The sequence below is a fragment of the Streptomyces sp. SX-6 genome (assembly GCF_059089585.1).
Window position 1 is genome coordinate 70,135 of the sequence record NZ_JBTHHU010000003.1, and the last position, 22,672, is coordinate 92,806.

Below are 22,672 nucleotides of genomic sequence, written 5' to 3' on the forward strand. Positions count from 1 at the left end.
CCTGAACCACCAGTGGCAGGGCCAGCGCCGGCCCGGACCACGACTCCACGCTCAACCCAAGGAGCAGAAGTGAAGCGCAGCAAGGCTCTCCGCACTGCGGACGCCAAGGTCGAGGCGGAGCGGCTCTACGCCCCGCTCGAGGCCGTTCGTCTCGCCAAGGAGACGTCCACCATCAAGTTCGACGCGACCGTCGAGGTTGCCTTCCGTCTGGGCGTCGACCCGCGCAAGGCCGACCAGATGGTCCGTGGCACCGTGAACCTTCCGCACGGCACCGGTAAGACCGCCCGGGTCCTGGTCTTCGCGACCGGCGACCGTGCCGAGGCCGCGCGTGCCGCGGGCGCCGACATCGTCGGTGCCGACGAGCTCATCGACGAGGTCGCCAAGGGCCGTCTGGACTTCGACGCCGTCGTCGCCACCCCGGACCTCATGGGCAAGGTCGGCCGCCTCGGCCGCGTGCTCGGTCCCCGTGGTCTGATGCCGAACCCGAAGACCGGCACGGTCACCCCGGACACGGCCAAGGCCGTTACGGAGATCAAGGGCGGCAAGATCGAGTTCCGAGTCGACAAGCACTCGAACCTCCACTTCATCATCGGCAAGGTCTCGTTCGACGACGCCAAGCTGGTGGAGAACTACGCCGCGGCGCTGGACGAGATCCTTCGTCTGAAGCCGTCGGCCGCCAAGGGCCGCTACATCAAGAAGGCGACCCTCAGCACCACCATGGGCCCCGGCATCGCCGTGGACTCGAACCGCACCCGCAACCTCCTGTCCGAGGACGAGACCGTCTGAGTCCCGTAGCGAGCGCGTAAGCACGTGGGCCGGGCCCCGCACCTTCTGGTGCGGGGCCCGGCCTCGTTGCGCTACGTTCCTCTCCAGTGGCTCGAAGAGAATTTCGGGCAAACAGGCTTTCAAGGGGGATGGGGATGACGGGGAAGACAGTTCGTCGTGTGTGTGCGGCTGCTGCCGCGGCGCTCGCACTGACCTCGGTGGCCGCCTGCGGCGGGGGTGACGACAAGAGCGACAAGAAGACCTCGGACAGCGCCTCCTCCGCGGCCAAGGGCGGCCAGGGCGACACCGGGGGCTCCGCGGTCGCACAGGCGATCAGCGCGCTGAACAAGGCCGTGACCGCCACCAACGGCGCCCACTCGGCCAAGGTCGAGGGCTCCACGACCATGGGCACCGTCGGCGCCATGAACATGAAGGGCGCCATCGACTGGCAGAGCGGCATCCAGGGCGACATCACGATCACCGGTGCCGGCGGCCCGATGAGCGAGCTCATGAAGGCCAAGGGCGGGGACGCCGGGATGCACGCCCGCTACCTGTCCGACGCCTACTACGTGAACATGGGCGACGCGATGGCCGGCCGGCTGGGCGGCAAGCACTGGATCAAGTACGACTACGACTGGATGGCCAAGAAGCTGGGCCCGTCGGGTGCGTACCTGAAGGACCAGATGCAGAACAACAACCCCACCCGCTCGGTCCAGCTGATGATCGGCTCCGGTGACGTGCGCAAGGTCGGCACGGAGGACGTACGCGGCGTCAAGGCCACGCACTACTCCGGCACCGTGGACGTGGCCAAGGTGGCCGAGAAGCAGTCCTCCCTCGGCAAGGACCAGCTCGACCAGCTCAAGCGCCAGCTCGAGCAGTCGGGCGCCACCAGCGAGCAGATCGACCTGTGGGTGTCGGACGACAACCTGCTGGTGAAGAAGACCGAGAAGGCCGACGGCAAGACCGGCAGGATGGACTCCACGGTCTACTACTCGGACTACGGCACCAAGGTCGCGGCCGAGGCCCCGTCCGCCGACGACACCGTGGACGCCGCGAAGATGATGCCCGGCAACAGCTGACCGACAGCCCGATTTGCCTGAACGCGGGCCGTTCACGTAGCGTATGCGAGAAGCCAAAGACCGCTGGTTGCTTCCGCGTGCGAACCGTGCACGGGGAGGCCGAAGGATCCGCTAGCTGCGGACGGCCCGCGCAGGTGAATCGTGGATGAATCTCCCGGACTTTCCGTCCGGTCGAGTTACGCCCCGTGCGCCTGCGCCGGGGCGTTTGTTTTGCCCAGCCCCTTCTGAGCGGTCCTCATCACCCGGAAGGAGGCCGAGGCTCATGGCGAAGACCGAGAAGGTCGGAGCTGTGGCGGAGATCACGGATCTGTTCCGTAACTCCAGCGCCGCAGTTGTGACCGCGTACCAGGGTCTTTCCGTGGCGCAGACCAAGACGCTGCGTCGTTCGCTCGGTGACAACGCTCAGTACCGAGTGGTGAAGAACACGCTGACCAAGATCGCGGCCAATGAGGCCGGGATCCCGTCGCTGGACGAGCACCTTGTTGGCTCGACGGCGGTCGCCTTTGTGACCGGTGACCCGGTCGAGGCGGCGAAGGGTCTTCGTGACTTCGCCAAGGAGAACCCCGCTCTCGTCATCAAGGGCGGTGTCCTTGACGGCAAGGCGCTGTCTGCCGACGAGATCAAGAAGCTTGCGGACCTCGAGTCCCGCGAGGTTCTGCTCAGCAAGCTGGCCGGTGCCATGAAGGGCAAGCAGTCCCAGGCTGCCTCGCTCTTCCAGGCGCTGCCGACGAAGCTCGTCCGCACCGTGGACGCTCTTCGCGCCAAGCAGGCCGAGCAGGGCGGTGCCGAGTAATTCGGCTCGCACATTGATCGCCGCTGCCTGAAGCGGTGATCACAGCGGGCCTGTACAGCCCGCCGACAGGTACATCCCGGCACCAGCCGACTTAGTGGAAGGACGCCAATCATGGCGAAGCTGACCAAGGACGAGCTGCTCTCGCAGTTCGAGGACATGACCCTCATCGAGCTGGCCGAGTTCGTCTCCGCCTTCGAGGAGAAGTTCGACGTCACCGCCGCCGCTGCCGCGCCGGTCGTCGTTGCCGGTGCCGCCGGTGGCGCCGCTGCCGCCGAGGTCGAGGAGAAGGACGAGTTCGACGTCATCCTCACCGGCGCCGGCGACAAGAAGATCCAGGTCATCAAGGTCGTGCGTGAGCTGACCTCCCTGGGCCTGAAGGAGGCCAAGGACCTCGTCGACGGCACCCCGAAGCCGGTCCTCGAGAAGGTCGCGAAGGACGCCGCCGAGAAGGCCGCCGAGGCCCTCAAGGGCGCTGGCGCCTCCGTCGAGGTCAAGTGATCTCTGGGAGTCACCTGACTCCCGGCATCACATTCCAAAGGCGATCACCCATGCGGGTGGTCGCCTTTGGGCGTTCCCGGGACGGCTGCGCGGCGCTGTCGGCGGGGGCGAGTATGGTGATCTTCGTTGTGTCTTCCGGGGCCGTCCGGCGGCCGGAGGGCCTTGACGAACAGCACGCCGCGCGCGATTCTCAGGACGCGGTGACTCCTGGAGCCGCTTCGGTCCACCGTCCGAGGAATGGATCCGCGGCAGACAGGGAAGTATCGTCGTGCGCTTCCGGATGGCGCCGGGGGCGCCGGACGGCGAGGACAACAGGATCCCGGAGGGAGAGATTGGTATCGCACCGGTCTCGGGACATCCGCTCTGGACATCAGTGGGCCAAGTGGCTACACTGACCCTTTGCGCTGCCTGTTAGCTGCTCCCTGCCCGTCACCAGGGGCATGCCCACTGCCGAGCACACAGATGGAAACCCGCCTGAGCTGGGATTTCTTCCGTACGCACGAAGTGGGACCGGTACGCGCGTAGTGAGTCCGAGCCCTCGGAAGGACCCCCTCTTGGCCGCCTCGCGCAACGCCTCGACCGCCAATACGAACACCGGCGCCAGCACTGCCCCGCTGCGCATCTCTTTTGCGAAGATCAAGGAGCCCCTCGAGGTTCCGAACCTCCTTGCGCTGCAGACCGAGAGCTTCGACTGGCTGCTCGGCAATGCCGCCTGGAAGGCTCGCGTCGAGGCTGCGCTGGACAGTGGTCAGGACGTCCCCACCAAGTCCGGTCTGGAGGAGATCTTCGAGGAGATCTCCCCGATCGAGGACTTCAGCGGGTCGATGTCGCTGACCTTCCGCGACCACCGCTTCGAGCCTCCGAAGAACTCCATCGACGAGTGCAAGGACCGCGACTTCACGTACGCGGCCCCGCTCTTCGTCACCGCGGAGTTCACCAACAACGAGACCGGTGAGATCAAGTCCCAGACGGTCTTCATGGGCGACTTCCCGCTCATGACGCCCAAGGGCACCTTCTGCATCAACGGCACCGAGCGTGTCGTGGTCTCGCAGCTGGTCCGCTCGCCCGGTGTGTACTTCGATTCCTCCATCGACAAGACGTCCGACAAGGACATCTTCACCGCCAAGATCATCCCGTCCCGGGGTGCCTGGCTGGAGATGGAGGTCGACAAGCGCGACATGGTCGGTGTCCGCATCGACCGCAAGCGCAAGCAGTCCGTGACCGTCCTGCTCAAGGCCCTCGGTTGGACGACCGAGCAGATCCTCGAGGAGTTCGGCGAGTACGAGTCCATGCGCGCCACCCTGGAGAAGGACCACACCCAGGGCCAGGACGACGCGCTGCTCGACATCTACCGCAAGCTGCGTCCGGGCGAGCCGCCGACCCGTGAGGCCGCGCAGACGCTGCTCGAGAACCTCTACTTCAACCCGAAGCGCTACGACCTGGCCAAGGTCGGCCGCTACAAGGTCAACAAGAAGCTGGGCGCGGACGCCCCGCTCGACGCCGGTGTGCTGACCGTCGACGATGTCATCGCGACGATCAAGTACCTGGTGAAGCTGCACGCCGGTGAGCTCGAGACCGTCGGCGAGAACGGCACCTCGATCGTCGTCGAGACCGACGACATCGACCACTTCGGCAACCGTCGTCTGCGCAACGTCGGCGAGCTCATCCAGAACCAGGTCCGTACCGGTCTGGCTCGTATGGAGCGCGTCGTCCGCGAGCGGATGACCACCCAGGACGTCGAGGCGATCACGCCGCAGACCCTGATCAACATCCGGCCGGTCGTCGCCTCCATCAAGGAGTTCTTCGGCACCAGCCAGCTGTCCCAGTTCATGGACCAGACCAACCCGCTGTCGGGTCTGACCCACAAGCGCCGTCTGTCGGCGCTGGGTCCGGGCGGTCTCTCCCGTGAGCGGGCCGGCTTCGAGGTCCGAGACGTCCACCCGTCGCACTACGGCCGTATGTGCCCGATCGAGACGCCCGAAGGCCCGAACATCGGTCTGATCGGCTCGCTCGCCTCCTACGGTCGCGTCAACGCGTTCGGCTTCGTCGAGACCCCGTACCGCAAGGTCATCGACGGCCAGGTCACCGACGAGGTGAACTACCTGACCGCCGACGAGGAGGACCGCTTCGTCATCGCCCAGGCGAACGCGCCCCTCACCGAGGACCTGCGTTACGCCGAGGCCCGCGTGCTGGTCCGCCGCCGTGGTGGCGAGATCGACTACGTCGCCCCGGACGAGGTCGACTACATGGACGTCTCGCCGCGCCAGATGGTGTCGGTCGCGACCGCCATGATCCCGTTCCTCGAGCACGACGACGCCAACCGCGCGCTCATGGGATCGAACATGATGCGCCAGGCCGTTCCGCTGATCAAGGCGGAGGCCCCGCTGGTCGGCACCGGCATGGAGTACCGCTGCGCGGTCGATGCCGGCGACGTGATCAAGGCCGAGAAGGACGGTGTGGTCCAGGAGGTCTCCGCGGACTACGTCACCGTCGCCAACGACGACGGCACGTACAACACGTACCGGGTCGCCAAGTTCTCGCGCTCCAACCAGGGCACGTCCTTCAACCAGAAGGTCGTCGTCAACGAGGGTGACCGCGTGGTCACCGGCCAGGTGCTCGCCGACGGTCCGTCCACGGACGAGGGCGAGATGGCGCTCGGCAAGAACCTGCTCGTGGCGTTCATGCCGTGGGAGGGTCACAACTACGAGGACGCGATCATCCTGTCGCAGCGCCTCGTCCAGGACGACGTCCTCTCCTCGATCCACATCGAGGAGCACGAGGTCGACGCCCGTGACACCAAGCTGGGCCCCGAGGAGATCACCCGGGACATCCCGAACGTCTCCGAGGAGGTCCTCGCCGACCTCGACGAGCGCGGCATCATCCGCATCGGTGCCGAGGTCGTGGCCGGCGACATCCTGGTCGGCAAGGTCACCCCGAAGGGTGAGACCGAGCTGACCCCGGAGGAGCGCCTGCTCCGCGCGATCTTCGGTGAGAAGGCCCGTGAGGTCCGTGACACCTCGCTGAAGGTCCCGCACGGCGAGATCGGCAAGGTCATCGGCGTCCGCGTCTTCGACCGCGAAGAGGGCGACGAGCTCCCGCCGGGCGTCAACCAGCTGGTCCGCGTCTACGTGGCCCAGAAGCGCAAGATCACCGACGGTGACAAGCTCGCCGGCCGTCACGGCAACAAGGGTGTCATCTCCAAGATCCTCCCGGTCGAGGACATGCCCTTCCTCGAGGACGGCACCCCGGTCGACATCATCCTCAACCCGCTCGGTGTCCCGTCCCGAATGAACCCGGGACAGGTCCTCGAGATCCACCTCGGCTGGCTCGCCAGCCGCGGCTGGAAGGTCGAGGGCGACGAGGACTGGATGCAGCGGCTCCAGGCGATCGGCGCCGACGATGTCGCGCCGGGCACCAACGTCGCCACGCCGGTCTTCGACGGCGCCCGCGAGGACGAGATCGCCGGTCTCTTCGAGTCCACGATCCCGAACCGTGACGGTGACCGCCTGGTCCTGCCCTCCGGCAAGGCCCGGATGTTCGACGGCCGCTCCGGCGAGCCGTTCCCGGACCCGATCTCGGTCGGGTACATGTACATCCTCAAGCTGCACCACCTGGTCGACGACAAGCTGCACGCTCGTTCGACCGGTCCGTACTCCATGATCACCCAGCAGCCGCTGGGTGGTAAGGCTCAGTTCGGTGGTCAGCGCTTCGGTGAGATGGAGGTGTGGGCGCTCGAGGCATACGGTGCCGCCTACGCCCTCCAGGAGCTGCTGACCATCAAGTCCGACGACGTCACCGGCCGCGTGAAGGTCTACGAGGCGATCGTCAAGGGCGAGAACATCCCCGAGCCCGGCATTCCCGAGTCCTTCAAGGTGCTCATCAAGGAAATGCAGTCCCTGTGCCTCAACGTGGAGGTGCTGTCCTCGGACGGCATGTCCATCGAGATGCGCGACACCGACGAGGACGTCTTCCGCGCTGCGGAGGAGCTCGGTATCGACCTGTCCCGGCGCGAGCCGAGCAGCGTCGAAGAGGTCTGACGGGTCTGGTGGGGGGCTTCCCCGGAAGCCCCCCACCGTCCCCGGACCCCCAGACCACTGATGTAGAGCCCATACCTCGCTGACAAGCGAGAGGGCACGAACCCTGAAAGAGGGATTGACGACAAAGTGCTCGACGTCAACTTCTTCGACGAGCTGCGGATCGGCCTGGCGACCGCGGACGACATCCGAACCTGGTCCCACGGCGAGGTCAAGAAGCCGGAGACCATCAACTACCGCACCCTGAAGCCGGAAAAGGACGGGCTCTTCTGCGAGAAGATCTTCGGCCCCACCCGGGACTGGGAGTGCTACTGCGGCAAGTACAAGCGTGTCCGCTTCAAGGGCATCATCTGTGAGCGCTGTGGTGTCGAGGTCACCCGCGCCAAGGTGCGCCGTGAGCGGATGGGCCACATCGAGCTCGCCGCCCCCGTGACCCACATCTGGTACTTCAAGGGCGTCCCGTCCCGGCTGGGCTACCTGCTGGACCTGGCCCCGAAGGACCTCGAGAAGGTCATCTACTTCGCGGCGTACATGATCACGTACGTCGACGAGGAGCGCCGCACGCGCGACCTGCCCTCGCTGGAGGCCCACGTCTCCGTCGAGCGTCAGCAGATCGAGCAGCGCCGTGACGCCGACCTCGAGGCCCGTGCCAAGAAGCTCGAGTCCGACCTGGCCGAGCTCGAGGCCGAGGGTGCCAAGGCCGACGTGCGCCGCAAGGTGCGCGAGGGTGCCGAGCGTGAGATGAAGCAGCTGCGCGACCGTGCGCAGCGCGAGATCGACCGTCTCGACGAGGTCTGGAACCGCTTCAAGAACCTCAAGGTCCAGGACCTCGAGGGCGACGAGCTGCTCTACCGCGAGCTGCGCGACCGCTTCGGCACCTACTTCTCGGGTGCGATGGGCGCCGCCGCGCTGCAGAAGCGCCTGGAGTCCTTCGACCTGGACGAGGAGGCCGAGCGCCTCCGCGAGATCATCCGCACCGGCAAGGGCCAGAAGAAGACCCGTGCGCTCAAGCGCCTCAAGGTCGTCTCCGCCTTCCTGCAGACCCGCAACAGCCCCACGGGCATGGTGCTGGACTGCATCCCGGTGATCCCGCCGGACCTGCGTCCGATGGTGCAGCTGGACGGTGGCCGCTTCGCGACCTCCGACCTGAACGACCTGTACCGCCGCGTCATCAACCGCAACAACCGCCTCAAGCGACTCCTTGACCTCGGTGCCCCCGAGATCATCGTGAACAACGAGAAGCGCATGCTTCAGGAGGCCGTCGACGCGCTCTTCGACAACGGCCGTCGTGGTCGCCCGGTCACGGGCCCCGGCAACCGTCCGCTGAAGTCGCTGTCCGACATGCTCAAGGGCAAGCAGGGTCGCTTCCGTCAGAACCTGCTCGGCAAGCGAGTCGACTACTCGGCGCGTTCCGTCATCGTCGTCGGCCCGCAGCTGAAGCTGCACCAGTGTGGCCTCCCCAAGGCCATGGCGCTGGAGCTCTTCAAGCCGTTCGTGATGAAGCGCCTGGTGGACCTGAACCACGCGCAGAACATCAAGTCGGCCAAGCGCATGGTCGAGCGCGGCCGCACCGTCGTGTACGACGTCCTCGAAGAGGTCATCGCCGAGCACCCGGTGCTGCTGAACCGTGCGCCCACGCTGCACCGCCTCGGCATCCAGGCCTTCGAGCCGCAGCTGGTCGAGGGCAAGGCCATCCAGATCCACCCGCTCGTCTGCACCGCGTTCAACGCGGACTTCGACGGTGACCAGATGGCCGTCCACCTGCCGCTCTCCGCGGAGGCGCAGGCCGAGGCCCGCATCCTGATGCTGTCCTCGAACAACATCCTCAAGCCGGCCGACGGCCGTCCGGTCACCATGCCGACCCAGGACATGGTGCTCGGTCTGTTCTTCCTCACCACCGACGAGGAAGAGCGCAAGGTCATCGGTGAGGGCCGTTCCTTCGGCTCGGTCGCCGAGGCGATCATGGCGTTCGACGCCCGTGAGCTCTCGCTCCAGGCGAAGGTCGACATCCGCTTCCCGATCGGCACCGTCCCGCCGCGTGGCTGGACCCCGCCGGTCGCGGAGGAGGGCGCTGCGTCCGACAGCGGCTTCGCCGCGGGGGAGTGGCAGCAGGGTGACTCGTTCCGCCTGCGCACCACCCTGGGCCGCGCGCTCTTCAACGAGCTGCTGCCCGAGGACTACCCGTTCGTCGACTACTCGGTGGGCAAGAAGCAGCTCGGCGAGATCGTCAACGACCTCGCGGAGCGCTACCCCAAGGTGATCGTGGCGGCGACGCTCGACAACCTGAAGGCGGCCGGCTTCTACTGGGGCACGCGCTCCGGCGTCACCGTCGCCGTCTCCGACATCGTCGTGCCGGAGGCCAAGAAGGCCATCGTCGCGGGCTACGAGGCCCAGGACGAGAAGGTCCAGAAGCAGTACGAGCGCGGTCTGATCACCAAGGACGAGCGCACGCAGGAGCTCATCGCGATCTGGACCAAGGCGACCAACGAGGTTGCCGAGGCGATGAACGCGAACTTCCCCAAGACGAACCCCATCTTCATGATGGTTGACTCGGGTGCCCGAGGAAACATGATGCAGATGCGGCAGATCGCCGGTATGCGTGGTCTGGTGTCGAACGCGAAGAACGAGACCATCCCGCGTCCGATTAAGGCGTCCTTCCGCGAGGGCCTCTCCGTGCTGGAGTACTTCATCTCCACCCACGGTGCCCGTAAGGGTCTCGCGGACACCGCCCTCCGTACCGCCGACTCGGGTTACCTCACCCGTCGTCTGGTCGACGTCTCCCAGGACGTGATCATCCGCGAGGAGGACTGTGGCACCGACCGCGGCCTCAAGCTGACGATCGCCTCCAAGGACGAGGCCGGCATCCTGCGCAAGGCCGAGGACGTCGAGACCAGCGTCTACGCCCGCATGCTGGCCGAGGACGTCGTCGTCGACGGCAAGGTCATCGCGCCGGCCAACGTCGACCTCGGTGACGTGCTCATCGACCAGCTCGTCGCCCACGGCGTCGAGATGGTCAAGACTCGCTCGGTCCTCACCTGTGAGTCCGCGGTCGGCACCTGTGCCTTCTGCTACGGCCGCTCGCTGGCGACCGGCAAGCTGGTGGACATCGGCGAGGCGGTCGGCATCATCGCCGCCCAGTCGATCGGTGAGCCCGGTACCCAGCTGACGATGCGTACCTTCCACACCGGTGGTGTGGCCGGTGACGACATCACCCAGGGTCTGCCCCGTGTCGTCGAGCTCTTCGAGGCTCGTACGCCCAAGGGTGTCGCCCCGATCTCGGAGGCGGCCGGCCGCGTCCGCATCGAGGAGACCGAGAAGACCAAGAAGCTCGTCGTCACCCCGGACGACGGCAGCGACGAGACGGCGTTCCCGATCTCGAAGCGTGCCCGTGTCCTGGTCAGCGAGGGCGAGCACGTCGAGGTGGGCCAGAAGCTCACCGTGGGTGCCACCAACCCGCACGACGTCCTGCGCATCCTCGGCCAGCGCGCCGTCCAGGTCCACCTGGTCGGCGAGGTCCAGAAGGTCTACAACTCGCAGGGTGTGTCGATCCACGACAAGCACATCGAGATCATCATCCGGCAGATGCTGCGCCGCGTGACGATCATCGAGTCCGGCGACGCGGAGCTGCTGCCGGGCGAGCTCGTGGAGCGCTCGCGCTTCGAGTCCGAGAACCGTCGGGTTGTGACGGAGGGTGGCCACCCGGCCTCCGGCCGTCCGCAGCTGATGGGTATCACCAAGGCCTCGCTGGCGACGGAGTCCTGGCTGTCGGCCGCCTCCTTCCAGGAGACGACCCGAGTTCTGACGGACGCGGCGATCAACGCCAAGTCCGACAGCCTCATCGGCCTCAAGGAGAACGTCATCATCGGTAAGCTCATCCCGGCCGGTACGGGTCTGTCCCGCTACCGCAACATCCGGGTCGAGCCGACCGAGGAGGCCAAGGCCGCGATGTACTCGGCCGTCGGTTACGACGACATCGACTACTCGCCCTTCGGTACCGGCTCCGGCCAGGCGGTTCCGCTGGAGGACTACGACTACGGTCCGTACAACCAGTAGTCGCGGGTATCACGCTCAGCAGGGCGGTCGCTCCCTTCGGGGAGTGGCCGCCCTGCGGCGTTTCATGCGAGGTTCTGCAACTGCTTCTTGTCCGGCTTGCCCACGGGGGTGAGCGGGATGGCGGGGAGCAGGCGCACGGACTCCGGGGCGTAGAGGCGGCCCATGCGGGCGGTGACGAACTCCCGGATGAGCTCGGTGTCGGGATGATGCCCCGGGGCGGGGACGATCGCCGCGTGGACGTGTTCCACGGACTGCTCGTCGCGGGTGCCGAAGACCGCGCACTGGGCCACGGCCGGGTGGCTGATCAGGAGTTCCTCGAGTTCCGACGGGTGGACGTGCCCGCCGACCACGATGATCTTCTCCTTGATCCGGTCGACGATGAAGAGGTAGCCGTCCTCGTTGAGATAGCCGATGTCCCCGGTGCGCAGCCAGCCGTCGGGGAGCAGGACCTCGGCGCTGAGTTCGGGCTGCTTCCAGTAGCCGGGCATGACGCCCGCGGAGCGTACGTGGATCTCCCCTTGCCGCCCGGCGGGCAGGTCCCGGCCGTCGTCGGTGTCACGGATGGAGATCTCGACGCCGGGCATGGCCCGTCCGACGGTGATCCGTCCGTCGGGGCCGGTCACGGAGTGCTCGTGCGGGGCGACCTTGGTGATGTTCTGGGCCTCCGACTGCCCGTACCAGCCGTGCAGGACGGGCCCGAAGACCTCGGCGGCCTCGCGCAGCCTGGCCGGTGAGGCGGCGCAGCCGCCGTAGGTGATACGTCCCAGGCTGGACACGTCGGTGCCGGGGAGGGCGGGGTGGTCGAGCAGCTGGTACAGCAGGGGCGGCAACAGCCAGATGTGGGTGATGCGTTCCCGTTCGATCGCGGCGAGCACGTCGCCGGGGTCGAAGGAGCGCTGCAGGACGACGTGACCGCCCCGGAGGAGGGTGATGTCGGTGAAGATTCCGGCGAGATGGGCGAGCGAGGTACAGGCGAGGTAGCGGGGCCTGTCACCGGCGCCGGGGAGGGGAACGTCCAGGGTGCGGCGGTGGGTGGCGTGGGCTATGAGAATTCCCTTGGGAATGCCGGTGGTTCCTCCCGTGTGGCGGATGGCCTGGTCGTCGTCGGGGCTGACCCGGCACACGGTGGGGTGTGCCGCTTGGCGGGCTGAGGCGGCGAGGACGTCCTCACCGATCGTGCTCGGTCCGAGGGCGAGCACCGAGGCGACGTCCGTCAGGGGCAGCAACTCCTCGGCTTCGGCGTACCGTTCGCCGTCCACCAGCAGCACGGCGGTGTCCACGCTCTCGACGATCCGCGCCATGGTGTGCGGGCTCACGCCTCCGGTGAGCGCGGCCTGCCGCGCGCCCGCGAGGTGGGCGGCGTAGCGGGCGATGAGCGCCTCCACGGTGTTGCCGGTCAGCAGCGTCACGGTGGTGCCGCGGCGTACGCCCCGGTCGGCGAGCTCCCGGGCGAGCCGGTACGTACGGTCGCGGAGCTCGCCCGCCGTGACCTCGCGCCCGTCGGCGGTGGTCAGTACGGGGCGCCCGGGCTCGGCCGCGAGCGCGTCGAGGACGGCCTCGGCGTAGCTGACGAATTCTCGCTTGTCGCTGGAGGGTTGGTTGTCGTCCATGCCTCCGAAGCTACGCGGGGTTCGCTCATGCCTTCCACGACCAGTTGGGCCATGTGCTCATGTTTCTGCGGTTATGTGGCCATGTGGCCATGTGGTCCGCCCGCCTCGGGGCGGACCACATGCCGCTAACGGCCCGCGAGCTGGATGACCGATATCGCCAGCCCGGCGAGCGCGGTCAGCGCAGCCACGCTCGCCAGCGGCCAGCGGGTGCGTTCGAGGGCGTCCAGCCGGGCCTCGTGATCGGCGAGTTGGCGGTCGGTCTGGTCGCTGCGCTGGACGAGCAGCGCGAGCGCCCCGTCGACGCGGGCGAACCCGGCCTCCATCGTGCCGCGCAGCCGCTCCAGTTCCAGGGCGACGGCTGTCGGCGGTGTCGGTGCGGGGTTCACGGCCGGCCCCGTTCCTCGTGGGCTTCGGTGACGTCAGTGCGCAGCCAGCCTGGCAGCAGCGACTGGACGGCTGGCAGCGCCATCATCCGGGTGAGTCCGCCAGTCACGGCCAGCGCACCCGCGACCCATGGCAGGGATGCCGGGATGCCAGAGGCCTCGACGATGGCAGGGATGGTGACCGCGAGGGCGACGGCGGTCTGCAGGACAGTGCGCAGGGTGCGTTTGGTGGCGTCGGACATGAAGAATGCTTTTTCCTTCTGCATAGGGAAAGCCCTGCCGGCGCCTTCGCAAACAGGGAAGGAACTGGCAGGGCTTACGCGTGGATATATGTCAGGGCCGTGGCTGGTGTTCTTGGAGGTAGCGGGCGGCTCTCATGAGCAGATGTGGGTTGTCTCGAAAGAATCCCAGACCGGCATTGCATGGCCTGCAGAGCATCCCTCGGACACAGCTTCCACAGGTCTTGCTGCTGGCGGGGCAGCACGAGTGGTCGTGGTCGACAGCGAAGACCTGACCTGTTTCGTCCTGGCTGATGCCACAGATCAGACATCTTCCGCCCTGGTCTGCCAGCAGATTGGCCACTTGGCCAGGCGTGAGTCCGAAGCGCTTGGCCCTGATCTTCGTTGACTCGCATGTGGTGCAGTGCGGCCGAGGGCCTCCTCCCGAGATAGGGAAGAGAGCAAGAGCCTTGTAAGCACCGCATGATAAGCAGAGGTACAGGCCGTCCTTGAGCCGCTGAGACATAGGCGTGTACTTCTTGAGCGGTTTCAGAGGATCTATGCCCTGCCGCCACTGGCGATTGTGGCCGGTGCAGTAATGGCGATACTTGCGCGGTTTTTCGCAGATCCAGCCGTCGCCTTCAGCCTTGCATGTCTCGCTGTACATTCCATCACCATAAGAGGCAACGTCCGTGGCTGGCAGGAGAATTGAAAATCAGCTACGAGGTACCTTGAGCGCGTCCCAGGTAATCCTGCCAGGGATGCCGTCTGCGTCGAATCCGTTGAAGCCGAGTTTCTGCTGCCACCGCCGGTAGGAGCGCCGGTCCGCGTCTGTCCATCGGGGGCCGGGGCCCTGAGCGTAGGCGGAGCAGCCTTCGGCGACGAGGCGGCGGCCCATGGCGGTGATGATGGGGGAGTTGGGGTTGCTGCGGAAGAAGTCACTGCCAGGGAATGGCTGATACGACAGTGCTGGTGTTGGCGCAATGCCGTTGCGTGCCCAGCTGCGCATCTGCGCGCGGGAGTTGAACCGCGCCACGTTCGTGTCCACCGGGTCGTCGGTGAACTGGTGGATGAGCCAGTCCGCTTGGATCTTGGGCTCGCCCTCGTCGACGTAGTCGGCTATCCACAGGCCATCGGCGGCGTAGCTGGTGGTGTCGCGGTTTCGCCAGAAGTCGCGGTTGCAGTAGAGGATCACGCGGTGGCCGGGGCGCAGAGCCTTGACCTTGCGGAGCATGGCGTCCTTCTCCGCGCAGGTGGCGATGCCGCCGTCGGTGGTCTCCCAGTCGATGGCGAGGATGTCGCCTTCGCGGGAGTCGCAGCGGTCGACGAAGTACTGGGTCTGGGCGTCGATGTTGCCGGGGCGCAGGAAGTGGTAGAAGCCAACGACGAGTCCGGCCTCACGGGCGCGGGCGGCCTGGGCCTTCATCGACGGATTGACGTACGAGCGGCCCTCGGTGGCCTTGATGAAGACGAAGTCGAGGCCGTCGGTGGAGTAGGAGGACGACTGGTACGAGGAGATGTCTATGCCCTTGATGCTGCTCATGCCCACTCCTTCACTTCCTTCACAGCCGGGACCTGGAGGGCGTCCCAGGATGCGCGCCCGGGCCAGCCGTCGGCGTCGGCGCCGGTGTAGCCGAGCTTGCGCTGCCAGCGCTGGTAGGAACGCTGGTCGGCGTCCGTCCACTGTGCGCCGGGGCCCCGGTCGTACGCGGAGCAGCCCTCGGTCACCAGGCGGCGGCCCATGGCGGCGACGACCGGGGAGTCGGGGGCCTGGCGGAAGAAGGCGGTGCCGGGGAAGGGCTCGGTGCGAGCTGCCGGTGCGGTGGCGAGGCGGCGCGCGATCCGGTCGCGCATGCCGTCCATGGTGAAGCCGATGGGGTCGATCTTCTCGTGCGTCCACTCCTTGTGGCCGATCACGGAACCGGAACCCCAGCCGTGGGCGCGGCACATGGCGGCCGACACGCGCTCGATGGCGTCGAGCTGGGCCTCGGGCCACGGGTCGTCGCCGTCGCCGAGGTTGATGCACTCGAAGCCGTAGAAGCGGACGTTGCCGTCGGTGTCGTTGATCCGCGGGCGCGGCAGGGCGGTCTCGCGGATGACGGCGTCCAGGACGTTGCCGTCGCCGCCTCCGGCGTGGTTGGTACGGCCGTTGCCGACGAGGTGGACGGTGCCCGCCTTGTCGATCACGCCGTGGCAGAGCGGGCCGGGGAGTTCGTCGTAGCCGTCGTAGCAGAGCTGGACGGAGTCGGCGGTGCCGTCGCTCGCGGTGTGGTGGACGACCACGCCGTTGACGGGGCCCCAGGCGCCCTTGTGGTTGCGGTTGTGCTCGCGCCAGCCGTCGGTCTCGACGACGTCGACGCCCTCGGCGCGGAGGGCGTCGACGAACTGGTCTGCGGTGAGGGGAGTTGCCATGAGGAGGTGCTCCAGACAGAGGGGCCCCGCACCGGCATGCGGTGCGGGGCCGGGAGGGGGTCAGGCGACTGCGGCCCAGATGGCGTTGGAGTCGTCGATCACGGTGGACGGGTTGAACGAGGCCGGCAGCGAGGTCTGGCCGGTGACCGGGAGCCGCCCGTGGCGCACGAAGGCGCCGGGCATCCGGGCGCCGGACGCCGGACGGAGGCCGAAGTTCGCGCCGGCGGCGAAGCCGGGGCCGTTCTGCCGGACGTCGGGTCCGTTGATGACGAACGCGACCCAGTAGCAGCCGGGTTGGGCCTGGTACGTCGTGGTGAGCGGCAGCGTGACGGTGGTGCCCTCGAGCACCGGCTTGAAGATGTCCTTGAGCGACGGCGTCACCGCCACCCGCTTGCCGCCCGCGTCGTAGAGGCCCGCGAACGAGGCCGCGCCGAGGGTGTTGCCCGCGTAGCCGTGGATGTAGAAGGCCAACTGGCTGATCTGGGCGGGTGTGCGGAGCACGATGCCCATCAGGTAGACCTGCCCGTTGGGGCAGTACTGCGGCGTGGCCGGGTTGTCCTTGGTGCCGGGCGTCGTCGACATCGAGGCCGTGGCCGGGTCGAACGTCCAGGCCTTGAAGCCGAGATCGGTCGGTCCCCAGGTGCCGGGCGCCCGGAGGGAGTCGACATAGGCCTTGCGCACCAGATGGTTGTCCGAGGTCGGATCGGCGAGCGTGAGGGGCGCGCCGGCGAAGGTCTTCGTTCCCGTGACGGTCTGGTCGCCCGTGAGCGAGACGACGGAGTCGGCCGCCGCGGCGCCCAGGGCGGCCGCATCCAGCAGGACCGGCCCCGTCTTGCCGTTGACGGAGACCACGGCCGTCGACTGCTGTACGTACCGCAGGTCCGCCGCGGCCTGGTCGAGCGCGCCCACGTCCGCGGCGACGAGCTTGACGGCGCCCTTCTTGTCGTTGACCGACGACACCGGGGCGACCGCGCCCGGCGGCAACTGGGCCGCGGGCACCTTGCCGGTCGCGTCGAGGGCGGCGACGCCGCCCGCCGCGCCGACGTTCGCCACCGGCACGGCCTGGACGTCGGCAGCGGTCAGCTTGACGTCCGCCACGCTCTGGCCGTTGACGGACCGCACCACGCCCGGCGCGCCCGCCGGACCCGCGGGACCCGGCGCACCGGCCGGCCCGGCCGGACCGGGCACGGCGACGTAGTGCGGGGCCTCGGGGTCGACGGGGGCGATGTCGGCGAGGTCGACGGTCTTCTGCGCGGCCGGGAGGACGATGTCGTACGCGCGGTTGACCGGTATGCCGGCCAGCTGCTCGGTGACGGTGTACGACCACGTCGCCGGGTTCATGCCCGGGGTGTCCGTGGCGGGCAGCACCGCCTTGATGCGGCCGTCCGCATCCAGCGGGGCGACGATGGGGCCGCCGAGGATGACGTCGCTGCCGCTGTGCGTCAGCAGACTCGGGGGACGGAAGGTGACGACGCCGCTCAGCGCCAGGCCGTCCGGGGTGAGGTAGCGGCCGGTGACCGTCACCGTGGGGATGTTGTTGGGCAACACGGGAGTGTCTCCAGGGAGTTGGTGGTCAGGACTTGACGCCGTAGAGCGCCCGTGGCGCGCACGCGACGGTGCCGCCGGGCGCGGTGACGCGCGCCTGCACCTTGAAGGTGACGCGGGAGTCGAAGGGGGCGCCGACGGGGGCGGTGAACTCCAACTGGTCCGCGGCCGATACGGGACCCACGGGCATGTCGTCGACCAGCAGCTGCACCTCACCGCCGCCGGTGACGGCGATCAGGCAGTAGAGGTGCGGGTGCTGGACGATGGCCACGCCGCGGTACAGCGTCGTCCACTCGGTGGCGGTGGTGGATTCCCAGCGGGCGGTGTTCTCGGGCGCGGGCAGCGGATAGGGGATGTAGGGCCGGGCGAGCCCCTCTCCCGACGGGTCGTCCGCGATGATGGCGTTGCTGTTGCCGTCGAACACCTTGACCGACTGCCGCGGTGAGATGTCGGGTGCCTCGGCCCGTACCGCCATCGCGACCGAGCCGTCCTCGCGGCGCAGCATGAAGCCGCTCTGGCCGCTGCCGTCCGGCCGGTCGGGGAAGACCGCGGGGCTCTGGCCGATGAACAGCAGCTCGGCACCCTTCTCGCTCTCGCTGCTGCGCACGGCCAGCTGGCCGCCGTCGCTGATGACGACGTTGCCGCCCTTGACCCGGTCCATCGCGGGGCGGGTGTTGGCACTGCCCATCAGGGCGCGCACCTGTCGTTCCAAGGAACGGATGCGGTCCAGGAGGTCGGTGGGGATGGCGGCCATCTATGACCCCTTCAGTGGTTCCAGATAGAGCTTCGCGGTCTCGCCCCTGCCACGGGCGGGCGGCGTGACGGTCAGACCGACGACGCGGTAGCGGAGGTCCTTGTCGTCCACGTGCCAGCTGTCGCGGATGCGCAGCCGGACCGAGGCGCCGATGAGGGCCGGGTTGATGCGGCCGTCCATGCGGATGGTGACCTCGGGGATGACCTGCGGCCTTACGGAGCGGTCGCGTTCGGCCCGGGCCAGTGCGTCGAGGGCGTTCACGTCCGACACGCCGCTGTGGTCGGAGGAACCCTCGAGGCGCGGCCAGCCGGCCTTGAGGTCCTCGACCGCTTCCTGCGCCTTGGACACCTGCGGCCGGGAGTGGCTCGCCTGGTCCTGGTTGTCCGACTCGCCCCGGGCGAACCAGACGTTGGCCTGCACGGTCGCGTCGGTGGGCAGGCTGTACGAGATCACTTGCCCGGGGCGGTCCAGCACGATGTCCGAGGCGCCGGTCGTGATCGTCGGGTGGCCGAGCTGGAGGCGCTTGACCCGCCTGCCCGTTGAGGGATCGCGGTGACAATGGATGCGCCACTCGAAGCCGTCCTCCGAGGCCGCCAGGGCGTCGATGAGCTCCCGGATCCGGGCCAGGTCGGTGCCGAGGTAGGAGCGGGACCAGGGCCGCTTCGCGCCCGAGGAATCCGTCCCGTAGGCGATGCCGATGTTGCCGCCGGGCTTCTTCGGGTTGCCCTCGTCGTCCGGCTTGGTGTCCTGGGCGTACCCGATGAGGGCCTGGACGATCGCGAACTGGTCCTTGTTCGTGAACGACTTGTCGTCCGCCAGGATCCGGTGGTCGAGGTACGAGTCGAACGTGCCGGCCTGGATCTGTACGCTCAGCCGCCCCCGCTCGTCACCGCCCGGGGTGCTGGTCCACAGGATGCCGCCCCACCAGATCTCGGAGCCGCGCTCCAGCCAGACCGCGGTGCGGCCGGGCAGGAGCGCGGCACGGGCCCGCTGGGCGAGCGCCTCGTCGGGCAGCGGAATGGTGGCCCGCAGCTGGCCCGGCTTGCCGATGAAGTCGTCGAACTCCACGTCGGTGAGCGGCAGTGCGTCGACGACCCGGTCGGTGAGCAGGTCGCAGAACAGGGCGCGGTACGTCATGTCCGCCCGGTGCGTCGTCCGTATCACGCGTCGACCTCGTACGAGCCCCAGACCTCGTACCACGAGCCGGAGGACGGAGTGGCCGGGAAGTCGGCGTCCACCCAGGTGCCGGACGCCTTGCCGTCCGGGGCGGTGGTGGACCAGCCGCGGGCCACACCGGTACCCACGTCCACAGCCCGGAAGTCTTCCTTCTCCTGTCCGGTGACCTGGTAGACGTAGCAACCGCCGAAGTAATACGCCCCGTTGCCCGGTCCGGTACGGGACCGGAACATGCCGGGCATGGCCAGCTTCGGCGGGATCGGCAGGGAGAGGTACCAGTTGCCGTTGCGGTCGGGGCCGCCCCAGTTGGTGGTGGTGCCGATGGTGAGCGACGCGTAGAACTGAACCTGCGGGCCGTCCTTGATGTACCGACCGGTCACCTTGCCGTTGCCGATCCTGGGCTGGAAGTTGCCGTCCTCGGCACCCCACTTGGGCGTGTACGGCGTCCACTTGGGGCGATCCGCCGGGTACGCCTGCCACTTCTTGCCGTCCCAGCGCTGCAGCCCGGCGGCAGTGTCACGGTACTGACCCGGGTAGGCGCCGGGGCCGGGGTCGCCTCCGTCGGACGGGAGGATGCCGCCGACCGCGACCGTCACCTGGCGCTTGTCCGTCACCGCGCCCTTCGCCCAGTCGATGCCGCCGGTTCCGGCCGACGCTCCGGCCCGGACCCGGACCTCGGCCAGTGTGAGGGAGACGCCGGGCGCGGGCGGTGCGGCCGGGGTGGCCGCCGGGACGCCCTGCACGACCTCGACGGCGGCGCCCGTCTTGCCGGAGGCGTCCTGCTGGTTGTCGTAGACGCGCACCACGACGAGGTCGATGCGGTCGAAGGACGGGTCGCCGTCGGCGAAGGTGATGCTGGTGTACTCGGAGATATAGACCGGGTAGGCGCCGGAAGTGGCGCTGCCCTGGATGATGGCGCGGCCCGGCTGGACCCGGGTGCTCATGCCCGTGCCGTTGACGTCGACCCACAGGCCGTCCGTCCGGTACTGCCCCGACCGGGAGCCGGGAATGACGCCGTCGCGGGAGGTCAGGGTGCCGGTCGGGACCATGGTCCCGACCGGGGCGAGCCGGGTGTCGAGGCGGGACTGGCCTTCGCCGTCGGCCGAGTTGAGCAGCCACGCGCTGCCGATGTTCATGTCGTACTCCAAAAGGTGTCGGGGTGCCGGGGTGTGCTTGGACGGGGCTGGGCGGGGCTGTTACCAGTGGGCGTTGCGCCAGGTGATGGTGGCGGAAGCGTCTTGGTGCGCCTCGCTGGTGTCGGCGCGGAACGCGAACGACGTCTCACCGGGGGGGAGTTGGAAGAGCTGCTCCGGGTCCGACGAGAGCGTGGCCGTATTGATGCGTGACGAGCTGCCGTTGAGCAGGACCGTGCCGTCGCCGGTGTCGACCGTCAGGACGTCGGCGGGCGCGAGCGTGATGTCGTACTCCAGGCACAGGTCCTCGCCGCCCAGCCGGGTCAGTGACGGACGCGTGACCGGACCGCGGAACTCGATGACCGGACTCGTCGGCGCGTCACCGCTGTTGAGCGCGGTGACAATGCCGGTGCTGCCGGGCTCGCCCCAGGCGAGCGGCCAGGACAGGCCCTTCGACTTGCTCCAGTCCAGTCCCCGCTCGGGGATGGGCAGCCCGGTCCGTACGCTCTCCTCCTTGATCGAGAAGCGGCGCGGGTCGGCGCAGATCCACTGCACGGTCGCCTTGGCCGCACCGTGCGTGACGAACATCCGGTCGTGCGGGATCGTCCGCTGGTTCACCCGTGCCCGGACGGCGAGCGTCTCACCGTGCAGACGCACGGCCAGCCACTGCTCCCGCGCGTGCACGGCCGTCGCGGCGCGGAACTCCCGTGCCACGAAACCGGCCTGGGACAGCTGGTCGGGCAGCAGCCAGACCGGCGCCGTGACGGTACGTGCCTGCGCCCACAGCGCACCGGGCCAGGCGCCGTGCTGGTCGGGGCGCAGCACGTCACCGCTGTCCAGGGCGGGCAGGTCCGCCCAGCCGGTCAGCCCGCTGCTGTCGATCTCGTAGTCGGTGCCGGGGCCCAAAAGGAGACCGGCCCACTGGATCTGCCCGTCTTGGGTGATCAGTGAGCCGGGGGGATGCTCCGCGGTGTTCATTTGTGCGGTTGGCATGGGGAGTTGGCCCTCACCTTCTTGTCTGTGCGCTTGCCGGTGCGCTTGTCTGCGCGAGGAAGAGCAGGTCCTCGGCGATGCCGTGGGAGCCGCGGCCCTCCGGCTCGTGGTAGTTGCTGATCCGCGGCCCGCCCGTCTGCCGCCCGCCGCCCGTGGCACGGGCCGCTTCGGCCGTTCTCTCCAGCAGGCGCTCGAGCTTGGACATCGGGAGCACGGCCTCCGCCTCGCCGGCCTCGGCGAGGATCACGCGGACGCCGCCGTCGCGGGGAGAGACGATGCCGCCCTGGGCGAGCATCGGGATGCGGGGGATGTCGAAGCCGAACTTCTTGCCGAGGATGCTGACTTTGATCGTGTTGAGCGCGTCGATCACCATGTTGGCGAAGCTGATGATCGCGTTGACGGGCGCCTTCAGCACGCCGACGGCCATCGTGGCGGCGGTCTTGAGGAAACCGCCCAGCCCGCCAAAGAGCCGCTTGAGAGCCGTGCCCAGGGACCGGAAGCCACCGGAGATGTCTCCCTTGAGGAATTTGCCGATGGGCTCGGCGAAGAGCTTGATGCCCTTGAACACGCTCGTGGCGAGGAAGAGGACGAACTCGATGTACGGCGTGATCCCCTGCATGGCGATCGAGATCATCTTCTCGGCGGAGGCGAACAGCACCTCCATGATCTTCTTCCCGGCGTCCGACTCCATGGCGAACTCGATGAGTTGCTCGGCGAACGGGGCGAGCAGGGTGGCGACAGCGACGAGGGGATTCCCCTTCATCACCAGGTTGATGACCTCCATGACTCCGCCCGCGATCCCGAGCAGGCCGCCGAGCCTGCCGGCGAGGCGACCGCCCTTGCCGGCGCTCTTGCCGAGCTTGGAGAGGAGCCCCTTGGCGCTGCCGCCCGCCTGACGGTGCAGGTTCTTGACCAGGAGGTTGGACTTCTGGACACCGGCCTTGGCCTTGATCGCGTTCGTGTGGACGGTGGCGGACTCACGGCCGAGCTTCTGTACGGGTCCGGTCGCGCCGCCCATCTGGGCCGCTGCCTGCTTGACCGCCTTGCCGGCCGGGGAGTTGGCGCGGCCGAGGCGGTCGAGGGCCAGGGCCGCGCCCTTGATGCCGGTGAGGCTGCCGCGCATGGACTGCGCGAGCCCCTGAACTGCCGTCCCCAGTCCGGCGAAGCCGCTCGCCGTACCGGCTAGAGGGTTGGGGAGAACTGCTGCTGCCGCCATGCGGTCCTCC

18 protein-coding genes and 1 pseudogene are annotated in these 22,672 nt (G+C 68.2%); 6 read left to right on the forward strand and 13 right to left on the reverse strand.

From position 1 onward, the window contains the following. The first annotated feature begins 69 nt into the window (after positions 1-69). The 6 genes from rplA (at position 70) to ACV530_RS04410 (ending at position 11,222) form a co-directional block, all read left to right on the forward strand. Positions 70-786, forward strand: coding sequence for a 50S ribosomal protein L1 (rplA, locus tag ACV530_RS04385; protein WP_494330891.1), 717 nt, complete (start codon positions 70-72; stop codon positions 784-786). A gap of 134 nt (positions 787-920) precedes the next feature. Next, on the forward strand, positions 921-1,844 hold the full coding sequence (locus tag ACV530_RS04390) for an SCO4651 family lipoprotein (RefSeq protein WP_494330892.1): 924 nt from the start codon (positions 921-923) through the stop codon (positions 1,842-1,844). A gap of 262 nt (positions 1,845-2,106) precedes the next feature. Next, positions 2,107-2,637, forward strand: coding sequence for a 50S ribosomal protein L10 (gene rplJ / locus ACV530_RS04395; RefSeq protein WP_494330893.1), 531 nt, complete (start codon positions 2,107-2,109; stop codon positions 2,635-2,637). A 111-nt stretch (positions 2,638-2,748) separates the two neighbouring features. Then, positions 2,749-3,135, forward strand: a complete 387-nt coding sequence (gene rplL, locus ACV530_RS04400) for a 50S ribosomal protein L7/L12 (RefSeq protein ID WP_494330894.1) — start codon at positions 2,749-2,751, stop codon at positions 3,133-3,135. A 554-nt stretch (positions 3,136-3,689) separates the two neighbouring features. Further along, positions 3,690-7,172 carry a DNA-directed RNA polymerase subunit beta gene (gene rpoB, locus ACV530_RS04405; RefSeq protein WP_494330895.1) on the forward strand — a complete coding sequence of 1,161 codons (3,483 nt, stop codon included), beginning with the start codon at positions 3,690-3,692 and terminating at the stop codon, positions 7,170-7,172. Positions 7,173-7,298: 126 nt separating this feature from the next. Next, complete coding sequence (locus ACV530_RS04410) at positions 7,299-11,222, forward strand: DNA-directed RNA polymerase subunit beta' (RefSeq protein ID WP_494330896.1); 3,924 nt, start codon at positions 7,299-7,301, stop codon at positions 11,220-11,222. Between the two features lie 62 nt (positions 11,223-11,284). Here ACV530_RS04410 and ACV530_RS04415 read toward each other — a convergent pair whose 3' ends face one another. From ACV530_RS04415 to ACV530_RS04475, 13 genes and pseudogenes are all read right to left on the reverse strand, one after another. Then, entirely contained in the window at positions 11,285-12,832 is a 1,548-nt protein-coding gene (locus ACV530_RS04415) for an AMP-binding protein (RefSeq protein WP_494330897.1), read from the reverse strand. A gap of 125 nt (positions 12,833-12,957) precedes the next feature. Next, positions 12,958-13,218: a hypothetical protein gene (locus ACV530_RS04420; protein WP_494330898.1), complete on the reverse strand. Its 261-nt coding sequence runs from the start codon at positions 13,216-13,218 to the stop codon at positions 12,958-12,960. Further along, positions 13,215-13,457, reverse strand: coding sequence for a hypothetical protein (locus ACV530_RS04425; RefSeq protein WP_494330899.1), 243 nt, complete (start codon positions 13,455-13,457; stop codon positions 13,215-13,217). Before ACV530_RS04425 ends, ACV530_RS04420 begins: the two co-directional genes overlap by 4 nt. Positions 13,458-13,548: 91 nt before the next feature. Then, a complete protein-coding gene (locus ACV530_RS04430) occupies positions 13,549-14,100 on the reverse strand; it encodes an endonuclease VII domain-containing protein (RefSeq protein ID WP_494330900.1) in 552 nt (183 codons plus the stop codon). A 48-nt stretch (positions 14,101-14,148) separates the two neighbouring features. Continuing rightward, positions 14,149-14,442 carry a peptidoglycan-binding protein gene (locus ACV530_RS04435; protein WP_494331152.1) on the reverse strand — a complete coding sequence of 98 codons (294 nt, stop codon included), beginning with the start codon at positions 14,440-14,442 and terminating at the stop codon, positions 14,149-14,151. Then, positions 14,422-14,976, reverse strand: a pseudogene (locus ACV530_RS04440) (GH25 family lysozyme); the annotation flags it as partial. The pseudogene ACV530_RS04440 and the gene ACV530_RS04435, both read right to left, overlap by 21 nt. Continuing rightward, positions 14,973-15,845 carry a peptidoglycan-binding protein gene (locus ACV530_RS04445; protein ID WP_494330901.1) on the reverse strand — a complete coding sequence of 291 codons (873 nt, stop codon included), beginning with the start codon at positions 15,843-15,845 and terminating at the stop codon, positions 14,973-14,975. The gene ACV530_RS04445 and the pseudogene ACV530_RS04440, both read right to left, overlap by 4 nt. A 60-nt stretch (positions 15,846-15,905) precedes the next feature. Beyond that, a complete protein-coding gene (locus ACV530_RS04450; RefSeq protein ID WP_494330902.1) occupies positions 15,906-17,393 on the reverse strand; it encodes a phage tail protein in 1,488 nt (495 codons plus the stop codon). Positions 17,394-17,418: 25 nt separating this feature from the next. Then, positions 17,419-18,144 carry a hypothetical protein gene (locus ACV530_RS04455; RefSeq protein ID WP_494330903.1) on the reverse strand — a complete coding sequence of 242 codons (726 nt, stop codon included), beginning with the start codon at positions 18,142-18,144 and terminating at the stop codon, positions 17,419-17,421. Next, on the reverse strand, positions 18,145-19,281 hold the full coding sequence (locus ACV530_RS04460) for a hypothetical protein (protein WP_494331153.1): 1,137 nt from the start codon (positions 19,279-19,281) through the stop codon (positions 18,145-18,147). 23 nt (positions 19,282-19,304) lie between these two features. Next, the gene (locus ACV530_RS04465; protein WP_494330904.1) at positions 19,305-20,456 is read right to left on the reverse strand and encodes a hypothetical protein; all 1,152 of its coding nucleotides are present in this window, start codon (positions 20,454-20,456) and stop codon (positions 19,305-19,307) included. Positions 20,457-20,516: 60 nt separating this feature from the next. Further along, positions 20,517-21,446, reverse strand: coding sequence for a phage distal tail protein (locus ACV530_RS04470; protein ID WP_494330905.1), 930 nt, complete (start codon positions 21,444-21,446; stop codon positions 20,517-20,519). Between the two features lie 13 nt (positions 21,447-21,459). After that, complete coding sequence (locus ACV530_RS04475; protein WP_494330906.1) at positions 21,460-22,662, reverse strand: hypothetical protein; 1,203 nt, start codon at positions 22,660-22,662, stop codon at positions 21,460-21,462. Positions 22,663-22,672: the final 10 nt, after the last annotated feature.

Coding starts and splice junctions, on each gene's coding strand:
- ACV530_RS04390 (WP_494330892.1), top strand. CDS start 921: ATGACGGGGAAGACAGTTCGTCGTGTGTGTGCGGCTGCTGCCGCGGCG.
- rplJ (WP_494330893.1), top strand. CDS start 2,107: ATGGCGAAGACCGAGAAGGTCGGAGCTGTGGCGGAGATCACGGATCTG.
- rplL (WP_494330894.1), top strand. CDS start 2,749: ATGGCGAAGCTGACCAAGGACGAGCTGCTCTCGCAGTTCGAGGACATG.
- ACV530_RS04415 (WP_494330897.1), bottom strand. CDS start 12,832: ATGGACGACAACCAACCCTCCAGCGACAAGCGAGAATTCGTCAGCTAC.
- ACV530_RS04425 (WP_494330899.1), bottom strand. CDS start 13,457: ATGTCCGACGCCACCAAACGCACCCTGCGCACTGTCCTGCAGACCGCC.
- ACV530_RS04430 (WP_494330900.1), bottom strand. CDS start 14,100: ATGTACAGCGAGACATGCAAGGCTGAAGGCGACGGCTGGATCTGCGAA.
- ACV530_RS04435 (WP_494331152.1), bottom strand. CDS start 14,442: ATGCGCAGCTGGGCACGCAACGGCATTGCGCCAACACCAGCACTGTCG.
- ACV530_RS04445 (WP_494330901.1), bottom strand. CDS start 15,845: ATGGCAACTCCCCTCACCGCAGACCAGTTCGTCGACGCCCTCCGCGCC.
- ACV530_RS04455 (WP_494330903.1), bottom strand. CDS start 18,144: ATGGCCGCCATCCCCACCGACCTCCTGGACCGCATCCGTTCCTTGGAA.
- ACV530_RS04460 (WP_494331153.1), bottom strand. CDS start 19,281: ATGACGTACCGCGCCCTGTTCTGCGACCTGCTCACCGACCGGGTCGTC.
- ACV530_RS04465 (WP_494330904.1), bottom strand. CDS start 20,456: ATGAACATCGGCAGCGCGTGGCTGCTCAACTCGGCCGACGGCGAAGGC.
- ACV530_RS04470 (WP_494330905.1), bottom strand. CDS start 21,446: ATGCCAACCGCACAAATGAACACCGCGGAGCATCCCCCCGGCTCACTG.
- ACV530_RS04475 (WP_494330906.1), bottom strand. CDS start 22,662: ATGGCGGCAGCAGCAGTTCTCCCCAACCCTCTAGCCGGTACGGCGAGC.